Annotated in this window: 17 protein-coding genes and 1 pseudogene; 11 read left to right on the plus strand and 7 right to left on the minus strand. The window is 47.4% G+C overall.

Features of this window, described 5'->3' with window-relative positions; all coding sequences use genetic code 11:
• The first annotated feature begins 1 nt into the window (after position 1).
• From ACFQ0C_RS35010 to ACFQ0C_RS35030, 5 genes and pseudogenes are all read left to right on the plus strand, one after another.
• The gene (locus tag ACFQ0C_RS35010; protein WP_379373965.1) at positions 2-874 is read left to right on the plus strand and encodes a CheR family methyltransferase; all 873 of its coding nucleotides are present in this window, start codon (positions 2-4) and stop codon (positions 872-874) included.
• Between the two features lie 130 nt (positions 875-1004).
• Positions 1005-2653 (plus strand): annotated as a pseudogene (locus tag ACFQ0C_RS35015) (alpha-glycosidase).
• Positions 2654-2717: 64 nt separating this feature from the next.
• On the plus strand, positions 2718-3293 hold the full coding sequence (locus tag ACFQ0C_RS35020; protein ID WP_379373967.1) for a DUF1003 domain-containing protein: 576 nt from the start codon (positions 2718-2720) through the stop codon (positions 3291-3293).
• Between the two features lie 150 nt (positions 3294-3443).
• Complete coding sequence (locus ACFQ0C_RS35025) at positions 3444-4673, plus strand: glucose-1-phosphate adenylyltransferase (protein ID WP_379373969.1); 1230 nt, start codon at positions 3444-3446, stop codon at positions 4671-4673.
• Positions 4674-4698: 25 nt separating this feature from the next.
• Positions 4699-5517 carry an SDR family oxidoreductase gene (locus ACFQ0C_RS35030; RefSeq protein WP_379373971.1) on the plus strand — a complete coding sequence of 273 codons (819 nt, stop codon included), beginning with the start codon at positions 4699-4701 and terminating at the stop codon, positions 5515-5517.
• Between the two features lie 121 nt (positions 5518-5638).
• Here the strand turns inward: ACFQ0C_RS35030 and ACFQ0C_RS35035 are convergent, their stop codons facing one another.
• Complete coding sequence (locus ACFQ0C_RS35035) at positions 5639-5860, minus strand: hypothetical protein (protein ID WP_379373973.1); 222 nt, start codon at positions 5858-5860, stop codon at positions 5639-5641.
• 229 nt (positions 5861-6089) lie between these two features.
• On the opposite strand from ACFQ0C_RS35035, the gene ACFQ0C_RS35040 reads away from it, so the two are divergent.
• Both ACFQ0C_RS35040 and ACFQ0C_RS35045 read left to right on the plus strand, forming a co-directional pair.
• Positions 6090-6977: a DMT family transporter gene (locus tag ACFQ0C_RS35040; protein WP_379373975.1), complete on the plus strand. Its 888-nt coding sequence runs from the start codon at positions 6090-6092 to the stop codon at positions 6975-6977.
• Between the two features lie 23 nt (positions 6978-7000).
• Positions 7001-7522, plus strand: coding sequence for a DNA-deoxyinosine glycosylase (locus ACFQ0C_RS35045; RefSeq protein WP_379373977.1), 522 nt, complete (start codon positions 7001-7003; stop codon positions 7520-7522).
• A gap of 154 nt (positions 7523-7676) precedes the next feature.
• Here ACFQ0C_RS35045 and ACFQ0C_RS35050 read toward each other — a convergent pair whose 3' ends face one another.
• From ACFQ0C_RS35050 to ACFQ0C_RS35070, 5 genes are all read right to left on the minus strand, one after another.
• Positions 7677-7802 carry a hypothetical protein gene (locus ACFQ0C_RS35050; protein WP_379373979.1) on the minus strand — a complete coding sequence of 42 codons (126 nt, stop codon included), beginning with the start codon at positions 7800-7802 and terminating at the stop codon, positions 7677-7679.
• Positions 7803-8029: 227 nt separating this feature from the next.
• Entirely contained in the window at positions 8030-9334 is a 1305-nt protein-coding gene (locus ACFQ0C_RS35055; RefSeq protein ID WP_379373981.1) for a cell wall-binding repeat-containing protein, read from the minus strand.
• A gap of 109 nt (positions 9335-9443) precedes the next feature.
• Positions 9444-10520 (minus strand): sensor histidine kinase, encoded by a 1077-nt coding sequence (locus ACFQ0C_RS35060; protein ID WP_379373983.1) that lies wholly within the window; start codon positions 10518-10520, stop codon positions 9444-9446.
• Complete coding sequence (locus tag ACFQ0C_RS35065; protein WP_379373985.1) at positions 10517-11209, minus strand: response regulator transcription factor; 693 nt, start codon at positions 11207-11209, stop codon at positions 10517-10519. The genes ACFQ0C_RS35060 and ACFQ0C_RS35065 overlap by 4 nt, the downstream gene beginning before the upstream one ends.
• Positions 11210-11401: 192 nt before the next feature.
• Positions 11402-11548 (minus strand): hypothetical protein, encoded by a 147-nt coding sequence (locus tag ACFQ0C_RS35070; protein WP_171650237.1) that lies wholly within the window; start codon positions 11546-11548, stop codon positions 11402-11404.
• Positions 11549-11748: 200 nt separating this feature from the next.
• Between ACFQ0C_RS35070 and ACFQ0C_RS35075 the strand changes: the two genes are divergently transcribed.
• Both ACFQ0C_RS35075 and ACFQ0C_RS35080 read left to right on the plus strand, forming a co-directional pair.
• The gene (locus tag ACFQ0C_RS35075; protein WP_379373988.1) at positions 11749-12288 is read left to right on the plus strand and encodes a hypothetical protein; all 540 of its coding nucleotides are present in this window, start codon (positions 11749-11751) and stop codon (positions 12286-12288) included.
• Positions 12289-12358: 70 nt separating this feature from the next.
• Positions 12359-13411: a hypothetical protein gene (locus tag ACFQ0C_RS35080; protein ID WP_379373989.1), complete on the plus strand. Its 1053-nt coding sequence runs from the start codon at positions 12359-12361 to the stop codon at positions 13409-13411.
• 80 nt (positions 13412-13491) lie between these two features.
• On the opposite strand, the gene ACFQ0C_RS35085 is transcribed toward ACFQ0C_RS35080, so the two are convergent.
• Positions 13492-15687 (minus strand): transglycosylase domain-containing protein, encoded by a 2196-nt coding sequence (locus ACFQ0C_RS35085; protein WP_379373990.1) that lies wholly within the window; start codon positions 15685-15687, stop codon positions 13492-13494.
• A gap of 194 nt (positions 15688-15881) precedes the next feature.
• Here ACFQ0C_RS35085 and ACFQ0C_RS35090 point away from each other — a divergent pair, with 194 nt between their 5' ends.
• The gene (locus ACFQ0C_RS35090) at positions 15882-16829 is read left to right on the plus strand and encodes a helix-turn-helix transcriptional regulator (RefSeq protein WP_379373991.1); all 948 of its coding nucleotides are present in this window, start codon (positions 15882-15884) and stop codon (positions 16827-16829) included.
• Between the two features lie 71 nt (positions 16830-16900).
• Positions 16901-17401, plus strand: coding sequence for a DinB family protein (locus ACFQ0C_RS35095; RefSeq protein WP_379373993.1), 501 nt, complete (start codon positions 16901-16903; stop codon positions 17399-17401).
• Positions 17402-17496: the final 95 nt, after the last annotated feature.

The raw sequence follows: 17496 nt of genomic DNA on the forward strand, positions 1-17496 counted from the left end.
TGTGTCCGATTTCTTAAGCGATCTGCATAGCGCTAAGGACCTGATTGATGAAGAGAGACAGAAAATTGAGATCGAGCTGCTGCTGGAAGGCATTTATCGAATGTATGGCAATGATTTCCGAGACTATGCTTATGATTCCATATGCAGGAGAATCACGCATGCTACGAAACAGCAAGGTTTACCCACTATAACCGCGCTGCTGGAACGGGTGCTCCATGATCCGGACTCGATGGAGTTGCTGCTGCGCAACTTGACGATTAACGTTACCGAGATGTTTAGAACTCCATCCTTGTTCAAGAAATTCCGAACCAAAGTAGTGCCGTATCTTCATACGTATCCGTCTATCCGGATATGGCATGCCGGCTGCTCCACTGGAGAGGAAGTGCTCTCTATGGTCATTTTGCTTCAAGAGGAAGGGTTGTACGAAAAGACACGGATTTATGCGACGGATATTGATCAGGAGGCATTGGAGCAGGCGCAGTCAGGCAGAGTATTGATCGGCAGCATGCAGCAATACACAAACAACTATATGATGTCAGGCGGTAAAGCCTCATTCTCCGATTATTATACGGTTAGCTCAGGGGATGGCAATAAAGTAACTTTTAATCCTTCACTTCTGGAGCAAGTTATTTTTGCCGGGCATAATCTTGTTACAGATCAATCCTTCAATGAGTTTCACGTTATCTTTTGCCGGAATGTAATGATTTATTTCAATCGAAATTTGCAGCAGCGGGTTCACAGCCTATTCCATGAAAGCCTCGCCCAATTCGGAGTTCTTGCTGTCGGAGAGCGCGAGACGATTCGGTTCAGTGGCTTCGAGCAGTACTACGAGCAAATAAGCGAAACCGAAAGGCTGTACAGAAAGATTAAATAAAATATACCCGAACAAAGACCTTCAAGCCCTTTATTTTCAAGGGTATTGAGGGTCTTTGTTGTTATTTCCTATGTTTGGATATAATCCTAAGCTGGTTAATGTGATGTTAAGACGGATGGGAGGCGGAGTTATGCTGCTGGAATGCTTTTACCACGTAGCTCAAAGCAATTGGGCGTATGCGTATGATAAAGAAACGATCCATTTGAGATTTAGAACAAAACGAGATGATGTGGAAGAGGTAGTGGTGGAAACGGGAGACAAATACGACTGGGAACGTACATATTCAGAGTACCCGATGGTAAAAACCGCCGCGGACGGAATGTTTGATTATTGGGAAGTCGCGGTCAAACCGGAATATGGGCGTGTCTCCTACTGCTTTAGGTTGAGAGCCGGCTCGGAAACCATTTGGATGACCGAGAACGATATTGCTCATGACCGCCCATTCCCGGCAGGGGGTTATTATGACTTCCCCTATATTCATGAGATAGATTTGAATATGGTACCCGAATGGGCTAAATCCGCTGTTTTTTATCAAATATTCCCTGACCGATTCTGCAACGGAGATTCTTCCAATGATCCTGAAGGCACGGCTCCTTGGGGCGAGCAGCCAACCTGGGAAAACTCATTTGGGGGCGATTTGCAAGGGATCATCGATAAATTGGATTATTTGACCGATCTTGGTATCAATGCCATTTATTTAACTCCGGTGTTTGACGCGCCTTCCAACCATAAGTACGATACTGTCGACTATAAAAAGGTTGATCCATCCTTCGGTGACAACGAGCTGCTGCGTAAGCTGGTCGATGCTTGCCATAGTAAAAATATTCGTGTAATGCTGGATGCGGTGTTCAATCATTGCAGCGAGCAGTTCCCGCCATTTCAAGATGTGCTGAAGCATGGGGAAAAATCTAAATATGCGGATTGGTTTCATATAGACAGCTATCCTCTAGAGGTTAAGGAAGGCCTTCCCAACTATGACACGTTTGGTTTTTTCGGCAACATGCCCAAGCTGAATACGGCCAACCCGAAGGTAAAGCATTATTTGCTGGATGTAGCCGAATTTTGGATTAAGGAAATGGGTATTGACGGATGGAGATTGGATGTAGCGAATGAGGTTGATCACCATTTTTGGAGGAATTTCCGCAAGGTGGTTAAAGCGGCTAACCCGGATGCCTATATTGTAGGAGAAGTATGGACGGCTTTACGTTTGCGAACAGTATGGGAGGGCTCTTAATGCGGTATCCCCAGCAAACGAATGAGGTCATCTTTAATTTACTATGCAGCCACGATACCCCCAGGGTGATGTCCCGAGTAGCAGAGGATAAACGTCGGTTAAAGCTGTGCGTTGTCTTTCTGCTTACTTATATGGGTACACCTTGTATCTTTTATGGGGATGAAATAGGACTTACTGGAGACAATGACCCGGATTGCCGCAAATGCATGGAATGGGATCCCGAGAAACAGGACCGTGAGCTGTATGATTTCTATAAACTGCTGATCGGACTGCGCCGCGGGAACGAGGTTTTGGTAAATGGAGCTTTTCGGTTTCTGAAGGCGGACCGCGGCGATCAAAGGATCATTTATGAGCGGATAGGCAGCGGGGAGCATTTTACGGTATGGATGAACAATACGGAGGAAGCAACACTGCTGTCTCACCCGATGGACACAGAAGATTGGTGCGATGCGCTAACCGGTGAGGAAGTCCGTCCCGTTGATGGCTTGATGAATATTGAATTGGAGGGGTTCGGCTACCGTATTTTGCGGCGCAGCTTGGACTAAGTCCTTAATCGGATTGATTTGTAAAAGAAAAGCCGGATAACCTTTTGAATAAGGAGGGATGTTAATGTTAGAGAAATCATTGAGCGAGGAGCAGGACAAGCATGACCTTCAGGAGAAGCTCGTAGATGAGCTGGAGAGCGAGAATGTACAACCGCTTAATGCTGAACAGTTAAAACGCGTCACTGATATGGTTAATGACTATAAAGGGCGCATCAAGACACATTTAATTGAGCAGCAGGAAAAACGAAGCAAGTGGTCAGAACGTCTGGCTGATCAAATTGCTTGCTTTGGCGGCAGTTGGGCATTTATCGTTTATTTTTCTGTGTTCTTGGCCCTTTGGATGATTTGGAATTTGGTTGTTATTCCTCTAAGATTCGATGATCCTCCGTTTATTTTACTTAATTTATTTTTGTCGACTTTATCCGCCTTTCAAGCCCCTGTTATTTTGATGAGTCAGAATCGGCAGGCAGCTCGAGACAAGCAGGAATCCGTATTAAGCTTCGCTATCAATTATCAGGCTGAGAAAGAAAACATTGATATTCAAAAACGACTGGACCGTATTGAGCGGCATTTAGACAAATTGGTGGGCAGACTCGAACCAGAAAAACAAGGGGACTGCAAGCAATCCGGTAATTTTTAAAGAAATGAGCAATAATTAACCAATTATATTGCGCCTCTTGAAGATGTAATCAATGGTAGGAACTGCCATCCGGAAAAAGGAAAATGTTTCAAAATCGGGCTTGTACGTTTAATAAAACCATACAAACGGACAATGGGAGGCAGATTCTAAATGACAAAAAAGGATTGTATTGCCATGCTTCTGGCTGGTGGAGAAGGTCGAAGATTATCCCCGTTTACTAAAAAACTGGCAAAGCCCGCCGTTCCTTTCGGCGGCCAATACCGTATTATAGATTTTCCTTTAAGTAATTGCGCTAATTCGGGTATTCAAACGGTTGGAGTGTTGACACAATATGAGTCAGAATCGCTGCACCGACATATCGGCAGTGGTGAGCCTTGGGGGCTCAATAGGGAGAAGCAGGAAGGGGTATCCTTATTATCGCCCCTGACTACAGGTACGAATTGTTATACCGGCACAGCGGATGCCATCTATAAAAATATTAATTTTATCGATCAACATAATCCTGAGCATGTATTAATTTTATCCGGTGATCATATTTATTCAATGGACTACCGCTCTATCTTGGAGGCTCATAAACAGCATGAAGCGGATGCAACGCTTTCTGTTATGGAGGTTCCTTGGGCGGAGACTCACCGCTTCGGTATTATGAATACAGATGAAACTTTGCGGATCACTGAATTCAAGGAAAAACCAACCAAAACAACCAGCAACCTTGCTTCGATGGGTATTTATATATTCCGTTGGTCCTATTTACGGGAACAACTTATAGAGGATGCTCGGAATCCTCGTTCCAGTCATGATTTTGGCAAGGATCTAATCCCCCGAATGCTGCAGCTTCAAGGAAAGCTCTATGCTTATGAATTCGAAGGGTACTGGCGTGATGTAGGTACAGTTAAAAGCTTGTGGGAAGCTCATATGGATTTACTTGGTGGACAGGCATTAGATCTTCAGCCGATGGTCTGGCCAACCTATAGTCGCTCTCAGCATGCTGACGGATTGCGTTCCATATTTCCGCAAAAGGATATTGTGGAATCCTTGGCACATCGCAGCAGCGAAATCCATGGCAGCTTATACCGTACCGTACTGTTCGCCGGTGTGAGGATAGGTGCAGGAAGCCGGATTCACGACAGTGTGCTGATGCCCAACGTATTAGTAGGTCGTGGTGTAACGATCTCTCATGCCATAATTGGAGAAGGTGCGGTTATTGAAGACGGTGCAGTTATCGAAGGTCACGAAGATGAAATCGCCGTTGTTGCTCCGAATGCTTTAGTGGCGCATCGCCCATATATGGATTCTTCCGAGGCGGGGAACGCGAATTCGCTCCATGCGTCCTATGATTCCCGTCAACAATGGGCTATGCTGCACGGCTACAGCAATTAGCTAGCTGTTAAGGGAGGTTCTGGATATGGGAGAAGGAGAAGCGACTAAGGAACAGATTCAGCAGCGGCTGCAAGGCAAAGTAGCCCTTGTAACTGGAGGAGGCTCCGGTATAGGGAAAGCATCGGCACTGCTGTATGCCAGGCATGGAGCTAAGGTTTGCGTCCTGAACCGGGGACTGGATTCCGCCAAAGAGGTTCAAGAGGAAATCACGCTTGCGGGCGGCGAAGCCTATGCCATCAATGCCGATATATCACGTCCGGAGGAAATGCAGCATGCGATGGATGAGGCTGTACAGCGTTACGGACGGCTGGATATTGTGTATGCTAACGCCGGCATCAATGGCGTTCTGAATGCCATTGAGCACATGAGTGTGCAGGATTGGGAGCAGACGGTAGATATTAATTTGAAGGGAACCTTCCTGACGGTAAAATATGCGATTCCTCATCTCAAGAAACAGGGAGGGAGTGTAATTATTACCAGCTCCATTAATGGTAACCGCGTATTTTCTAATTTCGGCTTCAGTACCTACAGCACAACCAAAGCGGCGCAGGTTGCTTTTATGAAGATGGCTGCCTTGGAGCTGGCTCGATACCGAATACGCGTCAACGCCATTTGCCCAGGGGCTATCCATACCCGTATTGGGGATAATACTCATTTCATGCCTCAGGTGGATGAAATCCGTATTCCCGTTGAATTTCCGGAAGGGGATCATCCGCTGGAACGAAATCCAGGATCGGCAGAGCAAGTAGCTGATTTGGCGCTGTTCCTCGCTTCTAGTGAATCGTCTCATATTTCCGGTACTGAAATTTATATTGACGGTGCGGAATCGCTCCTGCGAGGGTAGCTTCAAGTTGGCATCATATAAATTATAAAATCCCTAATGTATACAATCTTATGGATTGCATGTGTTAGGGACTTTTTCTCATCATGGAGAGGTAGAACTGCCGTTTTGAAGAATAAGGTAGCTAAGGCATACCCTGATTGTCATTTTCTGCAAACGAAGCGGGGCTTATTTCCTGTTCTTCCGTGGTTTCTTCTGTGGAAGGTATATCCTTCTTGCCGTAAAAAGAGCGGACACGGAGACCTTTAAGAGTAGAACTCATCTCAAAGAGCTTTTTAATAGCTCCTTCTTTGCTCATTGGCCCGTGAAGTATTTTTTTCTTATAAACAATGTAGTACTCATTCATATAACTTCCTCCTTGTGAAACGTAAAACCCATGTATGAGTGATTACGTAAAAAGCTGCCGCTTGGATTACTTTTTTTAATATAGTTACTTAATAAGCTGTGATACAATAAAAATATCGTTTTATAGCGGATTTTGAATTAATATGTAAGAAGATATTTAAGATTAGCGCACTTAAAGCAAGCCATTCAAGCTGACGGGCTTTGCCGCTTAATGAGGAGTAACTAACAGCATGGGATACTTTCTACTTTTTCTTGCCATTTTATCATGGAGCTTTGTAGGGATACTAGTCAAAACAGCAGGAATAATGGTTGATAGCGCTACGATTACATTTGCCCGGTTTTCGCTGGGCATTGTTTTTTTGGGCCTTTTGCTTTTTTGGAGAGATAAGAAGCTGCGGATTCGTCTGAATCACAAATGGATTTGGATTGGAGCGCTGGGTAAGTGCTGCAATTATTATTTTGAGAACCTCGCTTTGTCGAGCGGGTATTCGTATGGGAATATACTAATCGGCCCGATCCAAACGGTTATTTTACTGCTGCTCTCCGCCTTTTATTTTAAGGAGCATGTTTCCAAACGGGGTTGGGCCGCTGCTGCCATCTGTATAATCGGAGTGTTGTTTATTAGCTGGAACGGTCAACCGGTTGATCAAATAGTGTCAGGCAGTGGCTTCACCACCTTATTATTTGTCCTTTCCGCTGTAGGGACGTCCTTCCACGTCCTCAGTCAAAAAGTATTGATTCAGTCGATGGACTCTGAGAACATGAATTTCTCGGTCTTTTTCTGGTGCTCACTGCTCATGGCTTTGCCGCTGCCTCTCCAAGCTCATGCAACCGGCCCGTTCAGCCTATGGGGTGTAGGAGCGTTAGTTTTATTGGGATTGATTACCGGGCTTAGCTTCAATTGGTATGCCAAGGCTATGAAAAGGGTGAGCTTTGCCGTACTTATTCTAGTCGGGAACAGCAGTGTGTTATTTTCGATTCTATGGTCCTACCTGTTCTTCCGTGAACCGATTTCGATATACATTATAAGCGGAGCGGCACTATTCATCGGCGGATTACTGCTCCTCAACTGGCCCTTAAAGCATGCGAAGCTGCGAAAATCATCGACTCAGGCTTAGCCCGGATATTAGGAGGGATTGGAATGACCGACAAAGAAGTTCGTCTGCAAGGGCTGCCCCCGGTCGTGAACGAAGCTTGTAAAACGCTTGTGCTGGGATCGATGCCAGGGGCGTTGTCTTTGAGCAAGCAGGAATATTACGGACATCCCCGCAATCATTTCTGGCCGTTGATATACAAGCTATACGGAGGCGGAGCCTCGCCAAATGACCAATATGGCGAACGTTTGGCCTTTGTATTGAAACACAAGATTGCACTGTGGGATGTGCTGGGGACATGCGTGAGGGAAGGCAGTTTAGACGCGGATATTCGAGAGCCTGAGGAGAATGATTTTGCAGCATTTTTTCGTGACTATCCGGCCGTGGAGAGGGTATTTTTCAACGGTCAGGCAGCGGAACAGCTATATCGCAAGCGTGTTTTGCCTAGGCTTCAGGCAATAGGTCTGGGCAAGGAGCTGCGCTACCGGACATTCCCTTCTTCGAGTCCGGCTAGAACGATGACGTTGGACGCCAAGCTGGCCATTTGGTGTGAGCTTGCTGATAATTAGAACAACAAGATGAACCATCCCCAATCTACATGACCATGAGTAGGTGAGGATGGTTTATTTGCTGTATTCCTGCAGTAAAGAGGCCTGAGCTATGTGCAAAAAAAGGCTTCTCCATAGGAGAAAACCTCAGGATGCCCCAAAATTATTCATCCGGTTACCGCCTAGATACGGATGATCGATGCTTGGGGACTGCATCGAGCAGACTGCGTGTGTAAGGATGTGTAGCTTCCAGATGGAATCCGGCGCTTTCACGCATTTCCACAACATTCCCTTTGTACATAACCGCAATCCTGTGGCTAACCTGCATCACTCGAGGGAATTCAGCCATATATCTAGTAAATTCTACCACTGGTTTAATATTTCTCAGTTTTTTAAGTTTTAGGCATTCGTTATCTTAGATGTATAAATGGATTAAAACAAGTAGAATAACAAAAAAAGTCCGTTAAGGACTTTTTTGAGATGCCAAAATTTACATGGTCTGGCTAAATAACATTAACCTAGCTGGCTTCACCGTGCCTTTGGCATGCTGGACATATCATGCCCACCTGTTCCGGCTGGAGGTGTGGCAGGCTTCGTGCTGCTGGCCCCATGCCCGCCATGCCCTTCTCCCGATGCGGATACAATTTCAAGCATGGAATCGATTTCGCCTTGGGCAGTGCTACTGAGAGCATCCTCACTTCCCGTTAACCAGGCATGGTTATAAGGTCCTTCTGATGGAGATTGTTTATATTTCGGCTGCACCGACATCACATACGACATAACGGAATCCGGCATTTTGTCTTTTTTGGTCCAAAGCAGTGGCGCGTGTTTACCCAGATGGGACAAAGGTGCTGCCGCTAGTGCTAATAAGGATGAGTCATTATTAACAAAAGAGAAGTTATGTCCAGGTGTTGTGATCCCCCAGCCAAAGTCAGTCATTGGATCTTTATATTTCGCAAAAGCCACTGCATTCTCATAAGGATCATTGCCCGAAATGCGTACAACCTTCCCGTACTGTCCCAGTTGGTTCTGGACATTTGCCGATACTACTGATTCAGGGCCCAGAATGTAGATATTGGCCTTTCCTCCGCGTGTTTTTAAAGCATCAATCGTTTCTTGAGGAAGTTCATCCTTTTTCACATACAGCAGCGGCTCCGGCATATGAGCAATCCAATTCACAGCAGGCATTGTATACTCCTTACTATCCATTGAACCTACAATCACCGAAGGGGGATTCTCTTTAGTTACATTCGTATAATAGGCATCCACAGCCTTGGCTATCGCTGCCGGGTTTCCTCCTGCAATCTTATCGGTTTTCAAACCAAGCGCCTTAACTTGATCCTCCACTGTTGGATCGAGATCGCCAACCAGAATGACCTGAATTCCTTTGTTCATTTCCACACCCTTTGGCTTCAGGCGCTTTATTTCATTAAGGGTGGCTTCCGGGATACCATCTTTATTCACAAATAGAACGGGACCGTTATTGGGATTATGAATTAAATCCGCGCTAACCAGAGTAGTTTGCCAATCCTTTGGATTCGCTAGAACAATTCCTCCTGGCCGATTATCGTCGGCGGTAGCCATCCAGAGCGTTTTGGAGATCAGAGCTGCAGCTTCAGCAGCATCATTCGTATTGATACGTGTTGTATTTTTCGAGGCTATCCAAGGCATATTACTGGCTGCAGCCTGCTGACTCTGCGCAGTAATTGGTTGTCCCATGTTCCCCATAGTATGACCTTCTTGCGACATAGAAGATTTCTCATTGTTGAAGCAGCCTGTTAAGGACAGTGCGGTTGCCACAGATACAATTCCCACGGTTATTGTTTTTTTCACAGATAAGGCCTCCCTTTTCAATTAATTCTCTGTTGTTAATCAACGAGGATATATGTAGTCTAACCTCCACTTTTGTAGATCCTGTGTAGAACTGTATAAATGTTATGAGTTATCCGCTATTTTGGGGAAGTCGAATGTAAAAAGAGGTGCCTTGATTGCTCTCTGCCCAAATCTGCCCTCCGTGAGCTTTTACAAGCTTCTCAACAATAGTTAATCCCAAACCTGAACCACCGGTTTTACGATTTCTGGACTTATCTCCTCTGTAAAAACGTTCGAATACATAGGGTAAAATAGTCGGGGCTATACCTACGCCAGTATCCTTGATATGAATCAGCACATGCTGTTCTTCTTCCACTGCTTCAATACAAACCTCCCCGTCCTCGGGGGTAAATTTAAGAGCGTTGCTCAGTAAATTAACCAATATTTGAATCATTCGATTTGGGTCTACATTCAGCAAGGTACCTGGTAAATCCTTAACATGTAGCCGAACCTTTTTTTCATTAAAAGCAGCGGAGACCAGCTCAGCCCCTTTTAGAATGATGGTATCTAACGGCTCTTGCTTTCGCTCCAATTGAAATCCCGGCGATTCCATTTGTGTAAGATCCTCCAGCTCAGCAACCATATGGGTTAAACGTTCAGTCTCTTCATAACAGGAATAAATCCGTTCTGGAGTGGGCTCCCAAATGCCATCCGACATGGCTCTCATATGGCTCTTCAGCGTTGTCAAGGGTGTTCGCAGCTCGTGTGCAATATCTTCGGTCATGAGGATCCGCAGCTCCTCTTGTTTATGAAGCTGCGCCGCCAGCTCATTTAATGAAGCACCCAGTTCAGACAGTTCATCTGAGCCTTGAATCGTGACTCTGGAGGTTAACTGACCTTTTGTCATCTGTTCAGCTACCCGCTTCATCTGAAGGAGTGGTGCCGATATTCGTTTGGCCACATATAAACCAATTAGAACCGCCAAGAGGATAGAGCCTGCGAAGGTCCATATGATGGATTGAATAAGTGCCTGCTCCAAATGAAAATCCAATTGAGAGATATCATGATGGGTATTGGAGGCTTGGCTCTGAAACATAGAGATATGGTAATGCGTCGCCATAATCACGCTTAATGTAGAAATCAGTAAGATACAGACTGCTGTGGCGATAATAATGACCGCAAGGCGTGTATACAATCGCTTGTTCATTCAACACCCCCCGTAAAACGATAGCCGTAGCCGTAAACAGTTACAATATATCTGGGTTTTCTCGGATCAGGCTCGATTTTATGACGTATATTTTTCACATGCTGGTCTATGGCACGAATATCCCCTTCAAACTCAAAGCCCAGAACCTTTTCCACCAGTTCCTCACGTGTGAAATGCCGCTGGGGGTATTTCGCTAAAGACAGGAGCAATTTATATTCATTTGGAGTTAAATAAACAGCTTCTCCATTACAAGAGACAGAATGCTTTAATGAATCGATCAGCAGCTGTCCGTTGTTAAAGGATAGACAGTCAGCGAGCAAATGATTGTCATCGGTTCGTCTTAAAATAGCCCGGACTCTGGCGACAACCTCTCGTGGATCAAACGGCTTGGTTAAATAATCATCAGCTCCGATAGACAAGCCTTGGATCCGGTTATTCTCCGACACTTTGGCTGTGAGCATGAGAATGGGAACCGAATTGATTTGACGAATTTTTTGACATACAAGTTCCCCTTGCATATCCGGAAGCATAAGATCGAGGATGACGAGATCGATAGATTGGTTTTGCACCCTATGGATGGCCTCTTGGCCAGTTTCTGCTTCAAGCAAATGAAAGCCTTCTTTTTCGAGGTAAGACACCAGGACATCACGAATTTTGGCTTCATCATCGACTACTAAAATAGTTTTCATCTCATTCCTCCGATTTCTTCTCTTACCCTCTTATAACATATCAACGAATTATGTAGAAGTAATGTAGATTTCGTCGTTTGCACAAACTCTGGACTGAAATGAGGGGGAGGGACAAAATGTCCTTGAAATAACAAAAAGCCTGGCATTATCTACGCCAGACCGCTTGTCGATATTTTTCTCAGCTGCTTCTAACTATTCTTCTTTAGTAATGGCGCCATTTAAGTTTTTGGTATTTTTCGTGCCTTCTACTGTATCGTTGACAAACTCCATATCCTGATTTTCGGCTTCCATGGATGCCGTTCCCTCGTAGTTGCCTTGGTGTTTTTTGTTCTCAGACATGCGTTTTAAGCTCCTTTGTTCCCCTATGGGATTATATTATTGAATAACGGTTGATACATGGGACATGATTGCTTTCTAGAAAAAGCGGCATGGATCCCATGATTAAGCTTGCCTAATGGATGCGGAATTATTCCTTTTATTTGGAATCAATGGGAGGGAGGATGGTATACTAATTCAAAAAGAGGCAGGGGATGTAAGAGATGGCGAGACAAGTTAGCAGTGTGCCTTTCGGGTATGTGCCTGACAATGAACGAGAGGAGGCGCGCGGCAGCCTGTGGGTATACGACAGTTTTCGTGACTATGGCATGCAGCAGCTACTGCGGGTTGTAGGACTGGCGGAACAAAGGTCGATGGTGAAGATTGTATTCTATCCTTTGCATGAAGAGACATTGAGACGGATGGGAGAGAAGGGGGCTGAACCCTATTACCGCAGAGCAGACAGGCTGGAAGAGCTGCTGGATGAGGCTGATCCGTTAATAAATACGCATATTGACCTCTGGGAGGGCCGGCGCAAAAAATATACGCCCATGGATACAGCATTTCGATTCTTGGCGGAGAAGTATAAGGGGCCTCATTTTGTTTATGTGACGGTAGATATGGCGAACACGATAGCGGCTTTTGATTCTTTTGAAGAGTGGATCAAAAAGCTTCGGCTATTCATTGATATGAAGCTGTCGCCATCGGCAGCTTTACATCCTAAGCTGGAGGCTTATGCGCACAGATGGGATGCCGTTGAGTAATGCGCCCTCAAAATAAATGGAAGCTTCGAATTATATAGGGCCCGGCAAGTGTTAGAGGAGGGGGCCATATATGAAAAAGACGACGTGGATCATAATCAGCTGCTTGTTTGTTGGATTGGTAGCTTATGGAGTTATGGGCTTTAGTGACAGTTCGGCTTCAGCCGAAATATCGAAGGAAACCAAGGGCAGCTTTGTTCGGTTAGAGGATGGGGCAAAGAAGCTCGTCGTAACGGTTGACGGAAAAGAAACCGCGTATACATTGTCTGCAACCGCATGGGTATACCGAAATATGCATAAATCAACGCTGGCTGAACTGCAGCCAGGAGATACGCTGGACCTTATTCTTAACAGCAAGGAGCAAGCGGCGTATATCAAAGCTTCCAGTCCGCAGACTGCAGCAGCACAGACGGAAGGAGGCAGGGCGCCGGGTGAAGCTCAGTCTTCCGCTTCAGTGCCAATCACAGCAGCAACGGTAAGCGATGAAGGCTTAGCCGCAGTCGACCCAGCCGTGGAAGGGAAAGCGGCTGGCCCTCAGCTGCCAGCTCAGTCTACAGATTCGGGAGCGAGTGGGGCAGCTGCACAAGGATCCGACAAGCCCAAAGGACCGGCAGGTGTGGCATCACAATCGCAACCACCATCTGTATCTCAGCTTGGAGTCGGGTCCATCGAGAAGCTCTCGCTGGAATGGAAAAGCCGTGATCTTAAGCTTCGGATAAAGCTGGACTCGTCTGCACCAGGGAAAAGCACGGATCTGTATGTACAAACCAAGGAAAACGCAGTCATCCATTTGACGGGTGCTTCCGCGGACGCTTTCATTGGAATGCTGTTAAAGGGACTTCCTACCCAGCGGCAAGCATTCGAGCAAGCCTTGAAGCAGAGAATTGCCGGGGAATTCCATGTATCGGATACGAAGCCGGAATGGAAGCTGGATATTGTCGAGTGGCGCCAAGCCGGGAATAGCGCTTCTTCCTCAAACAAAGTGAAAGGCTACGAGAAAGACGAGCAAGAGGGCAGCAGTAAGGATAAAGGCAAGGATGCGGAAAAAGTTAAAGAAAAAGAAAAAGACAAAGAAAAAGAAAAAGGTAAAGATAAAGATAGAGGCAAGAACAGGGAGAATGATTAAAGGGATAATGAAACGGATGTAAGAACAAACAACCCGCTGAGAAGTAGGCATGCAGAGCCTGCTTCAGCGGGTTGTTTGTGTCAGTCGTCGTTCTTTTTTTTGCCTTTTCCTTTGGGGGGATTGTGATCTGAGTCCTGCTTGTTCTTGGGCTCATCCTTCTTGAAGGCAGGTGATTGCGGATTGCTGCGGCCCTTGTCTTGCTGAGTATCAGAAGGAGGCTGCTGAAGCTTCGGCTGATAATCAGGCGGAATAGGGAACGGGACAGTGGGAGTGCCGCTTAGAGCCCGGCTCATAATCTCCCGGAAGAGTGATGCCGGTACTGCTCCGCCGGAGGTGGTAAGGTAGTGATTCCGGTCGGTCTGGTCATAGCCGAGCCATATGGCTGCGGTTAGCTCGGGTGTGAAGCCGACGAACCAGGCGTCCTTGGAGCCGTTGCCGCCAATATCGGCGAACTCCTTCGTGACGGGCAGCTGCGTCGTGCCCGTCTTGCCCGCTGCTGGCCGCCCGATTGCGGCGGCCTGACCCGTGCCTGACTTTACTGCCTCCTGCAGCAGTAAAGTCAGGTCGTAGGCGACCGCCGGCCGCGTCACGGCCGCCGGCTTCGCCTGGGCCTCGACCAAGGGGAGTCCCTCCTTGGTCGTGACCTTGACGATGGCGTGTGCCTGCTGCATCACGCCAAGGTTCGCGATGGCGCCGTAGGCCTGCGCCATCTGCAGGGGCGACACGCCCTCGGACAAGCCGCCGAGGGCAATGCTCAAGCTGCGGTCGGCCGGCGTGAGCGGAATCCCCACCCTGCGTACGAAATCGAGGCCTGTGTCGAGGCCGATTTCGTTAAGCAGCCAGACGGCGGGGATGTTCCACGAGCGGAGGATGGCCTCCTGCAGCGTGACCTCTCCGCGGGTTCGACCATCCCAGTCCCTGGGCTGGTAGCCCGCGATATTGAGCTCCCCGTCATATAGCGGGGAGCTGGAGGTGTAGCCGCGCTCAAGCGCCGGGCCGTACACCGCGAGCGGCTTGAATGAGGACCCCGGCTGGCGGCGCAGCTGGGTCGCATGGTTGAAGCCGCGGTATACCTGCGGTCCGCGCGTGCCAACCATCGCGCGGATGCCCCCTGTGCGGTGGTCCAGTATCACCGCGCCGCTCTGCATCAGCTGGTCGGGCTTACTCTCCGGAAACAAACTATCGTTAGCATAGGTTTCCTGCAGTGTCTGCTGTACCAGCGGGTCCAGGTCTGTGTAAATTCGTAAGCCGGATGTTAGTACTTGTTCCTCAGTAAAACCGTACAGCGTCGCAGCTTCCTCGATAACATAATCTACGTACGATGGATATTTGCCTTTGAGCGACTCCTGATTATTTTGTTTAAGAGTGATCGGCATAGCGGAAGCCTGCTTATAAGCGGCATCGCTGATGAACTGCTGGTCCTTCATTAGCGTCAGCACCAAATTGCGCCGCTCCAAAGCCTTCTCCTTGTTTTTTGCCGGTGAATAGGCTGTAGGTGCCTTAGGCAGCGCAGCAAGCAATGCCGATTCCTCAAGCTTAAGCTGCTGCACGGGCTTGGCAAAATATTCTTGGGCGGCGCCCTCCACGCCCCACCGGCCTTCTCCAAAATAAATGCTGTTTAAATATAACTCCAGAATTTCATCTTTACTGTATGTCATGTTGATTTTAAGAGCGTAGCCAGCCTCCTTCAGCTTTCTGCTGATTGTTTTGTCTGACTGCAGGAACATATTTTTGGCCAGCTGCTGGGTCAGCGTACTGCCGCCTTGCTGCAGTGACCCTGATCGCAGATCCCGTACCAATGCCCGTCCGATTGACCATAGATCAATCCCGGCATGCTCATAGAAGCGCTGGTCCTCCACAGCGATTACGGCATTGCGCAGCTCAAGCGGAATTTGCTCTAGCGGCACTGGAATGATTCGCGACGATGACAATTGGGAAGCCGGCTTGCCGCTGCGGTCCATAATAAGCGTCGGCTCAGGTAATGGATGCTCGAGCTTGCTGATGTCCAGCCCGCGCACCCAAATTGCGCCTCCTCCAGCCAAGAGCAAGCTGGTGAGAACCAGCGTACCGCCAAGCCACAGCCATGTGCGCTTGCGATTCATTCTTCTGAACCAACTGTCTCGTTTGGCAGGCATATCCTTGCTGCTTCCTGCTATTTTTTTCGTGATCCTATTCATCTGTTCCCGAGATTTATCCGAGTAAGGTCCGTCTCTGTATACTGTATCTCTATCATCGTTTATTTTGCCCTCTCTAGTTGTATTATCGTTGTCTCGCATTAGCTGCACCCCCTGTACAAACTCCATTGTTCTCTTGCTGATGAATTTCAGGTATGCTAATTTATTCGTAGGTCAGGACGTTTTTCAAGCTGCATCTCTTAGAAAAAACAATCTTTCCGGCTTGAAACAAGGTAAACATTAGACTCAAAACGAATAATACCGTATCGGAAAAAGGAATCGAGGGAGTGAGATCGTTGAAGGTTGATCGTTTGTTGGCAATTACTATGCTGCTGCTCAATCGCAAAAGAGTTAGCGCGGGAGAGCTCGCAGAACGCTTTGAGATCTCTCTGCGAACGGTATATCGTGATTTGGAGAGCTTGAATCAAGCGGGAATTCCGATTGTCTCCTTTGCCGGAGCCACGGGAGGTTATGAGATCATGGACCAGTACCGACTGGAACGGCAATTCCTGTCGATGGAGGAGCTGCAGTCGATTATTATAGCGCTTAAGGGCGTACGTACTACACTAGAGGACCGGGATATAGGAAGCCTGATGGATAAGGTGGGAGCATTGGTAGCTCGTTCTGAACATAGCGCGATGAATGAGATGAGCCAGCAGTTGATGATTGACCTGAATCCTTGGCAGGGAGGAGAAGCCGACAAAGAGAAGCTTGCGGTACTCCGAGATGCGATTGGTCAGATGAGAATCATACGCTTCTCCTACACGAGCTCAATGGGAGATGATTCCCAGAGATTTTGCGAGCCGATGGGCGTTGTACTGAAAGGTTACGTTTGGTATTTATATGGTTTTTGCAAGCTTAGGGAGGACTACCGGATTTTCCGTCTGTCACGGATTGGGGAATTAACGGTTACTTCAGATATTTTTCAGAGAAAGCAGCACACGCTGGAGCAGTTGGATTACCGCTGGAGTCGGCATAAGGATCGGGATCATGTCCAGTTAGTGCTGTTAATCCAGCCCAGGATGAAAGCGCGGATTCAAGATTATTTCAAGCCTGAGCAGATCGTTACGATGCCGGATGGGATGCTGCGCGTTACTTCCGTTCAGCCGGAGGAGCCCTGGTTGTACGGCATGCTGCTTAGTTATGGAGCTGATCTGAGAATAGTGGAGCCGGCTTCGGTAAGGCAGGCTGTTTTGGCGGAAGCCCAAAAAATTGTGCAGATGTATGAACCAATCTTGACATAATGCTGTCAGGGTTGCTGGATTATTATGTAGATATGTAAGTGAATCCACCATTACCGAGGAGGCAATCAAACATGTTTACAACCGTGCAATCCTTTGTGGCAAGCTGGTCTATGGAGTCCGCAGCTACTCAACGTGTCATGGATGCTTTAACCGATGCATCTTTAGGTCAAGAAATTGCTCCCAATCACCGAAAATTAGGTCAACTGGCGTGGCATCTGGTGATAACGGTTCATGAGATGCTGTCACGCACCGGACTTACCTTCGATCCTGTAGCTGAAGATGAGCATGCCCCAGCTTCTGCAGCTGCTATCGCTGAGGCTTACCGTCGTGCCGGACAGGCAATGATTGCTGCCATCCAAACACAATGGACAGACGGGGACTTGAGCAAAATGACCAATATGTATGGTGAGGAATGGCCAAACGGCTTGACCTTGCACATTTTTATCCAGCATGAAATCCACCATCGCGGTCAGATGACGGTGTTGATGCGTCAAGCAGGTCTGCGCGTGCCTGATGTTTGTGGACCAACTCGCGAGGATTGGATCGAGCGCGGCATGCAGCCTATGGTGTAATGAGCGGCTCCCACTCAATCAAAGTGGTTTAAACAAAAAGAACAGATCAAGACCCTGTATGGGGCTTAATCTGTTCTTTTTGTTTGAACATATCT

This window comes from Paenibacillus sp. GCM10027630 (assembly GCF_042676305.1).
Taxonomy (GTDB): domain Bacteria; phylum Bacillota; class Bacilli; order Paenibacillales; family NBRC-103111; genus Paenibacillus_S.

What these genes read in the sequence shown, in the direction of transcription:
- ACFQ0C_RS35080 (WP_379373989.1), top strand. Translation starts at nt 12,359, where the DNA reads ATGAAAAAGACGACGTGGATCATAATCAGCTGCTTGTTTGTTGGATTG.
- ACFQ0C_RS35085 (WP_379373990.1), bottom strand. Translation starts at nt 15,687, where the DNA reads ATGCGAGACAACGATAATACAACTAGAGAGGGCAAAATAAACGATGAT.
- ACFQ0C_RS35095 (WP_379373993.1), top strand. Translation starts at nt 16,901, where the DNA reads ATGTTTACAACCGTGCAATCCTTTGTGGCAAGCTGGTCTATGGAGTCC.
- ACFQ0C_RS35025 (WP_379373969.1), top strand. Translation starts at nt 3,444, where the DNA reads ATGACAAAAAAGGATTGTATTGCCATGCTTCTGGCTGGTGGAGAAGGT.
- ACFQ0C_RS35065 (WP_379373985.1), bottom strand. Translation starts at nt 11,209, where the DNA reads ATGAAAACTATTTTAGTAGTCGATGATGAAGCCAAAATTCGTGATGTC.
- ACFQ0C_RS35020 (WP_379373967.1), top strand. Translation starts at nt 2,718, where the DNA reads ATGTTAGAGAAATCATTGAGCGAGGAGCAGGACAAGCATGACCTTCAG.
- ACFQ0C_RS35060 (WP_379373983.1), bottom strand. Translation starts at nt 10,520, where the DNA reads ATGAACAAGCGATTGTATACACGCCTTGCGGTCATTATTATCGCCACA.
- ACFQ0C_RS35040 (WP_379373975.1), top strand. Translation starts at nt 6,090, where the DNA reads ATGGGATACTTTCTACTTTTTCTTGCCATTTTATCATGGAGCTTTGTA.
- ACFQ0C_RS35030 (WP_379373971.1), top strand. Translation starts at nt 4,699, where the DNA reads ATGGGAGAAGGAGAAGCGACTAAGGAACAGATTCAGCAGCGGCTGCAA.
- ACFQ0C_RS35070 (WP_171650237.1), bottom strand. Translation starts at nt 11,548, where the DNA reads ATGTCTGAGAACAAAAAACACCAAGGCAACTACGAGGGAACGGCATCC.
- ACFQ0C_RS35050 (WP_379373979.1), bottom strand. Translation starts at nt 7,802, where the DNA reads ATGTACAAAGGGAATGTTGTGGAAATGCGTGAAAGCGCCGGATTCCAT.
- ACFQ0C_RS35075 (WP_379373988.1), top strand. Translation starts at nt 11,749, where the DNA reads ATGGCGAGACAAGTTAGCAGTGTGCCTTTCGGGTATGTGCCTGACAAT.
- ACFQ0C_RS35035 (WP_379373973.1), bottom strand. Translation starts at nt 5,860, where the DNA reads ATGAATGAGTACTACATTGTTTATAAGAAAAAAATACTTCACGGGCCA.
- ACFQ0C_RS35045 (WP_379373977.1), top strand. Translation starts at nt 7,001, where the DNA reads ATGACCGACAAAGAAGTTCGTCTGCAAGGGCTGCCCCCGGTCGTGAAC.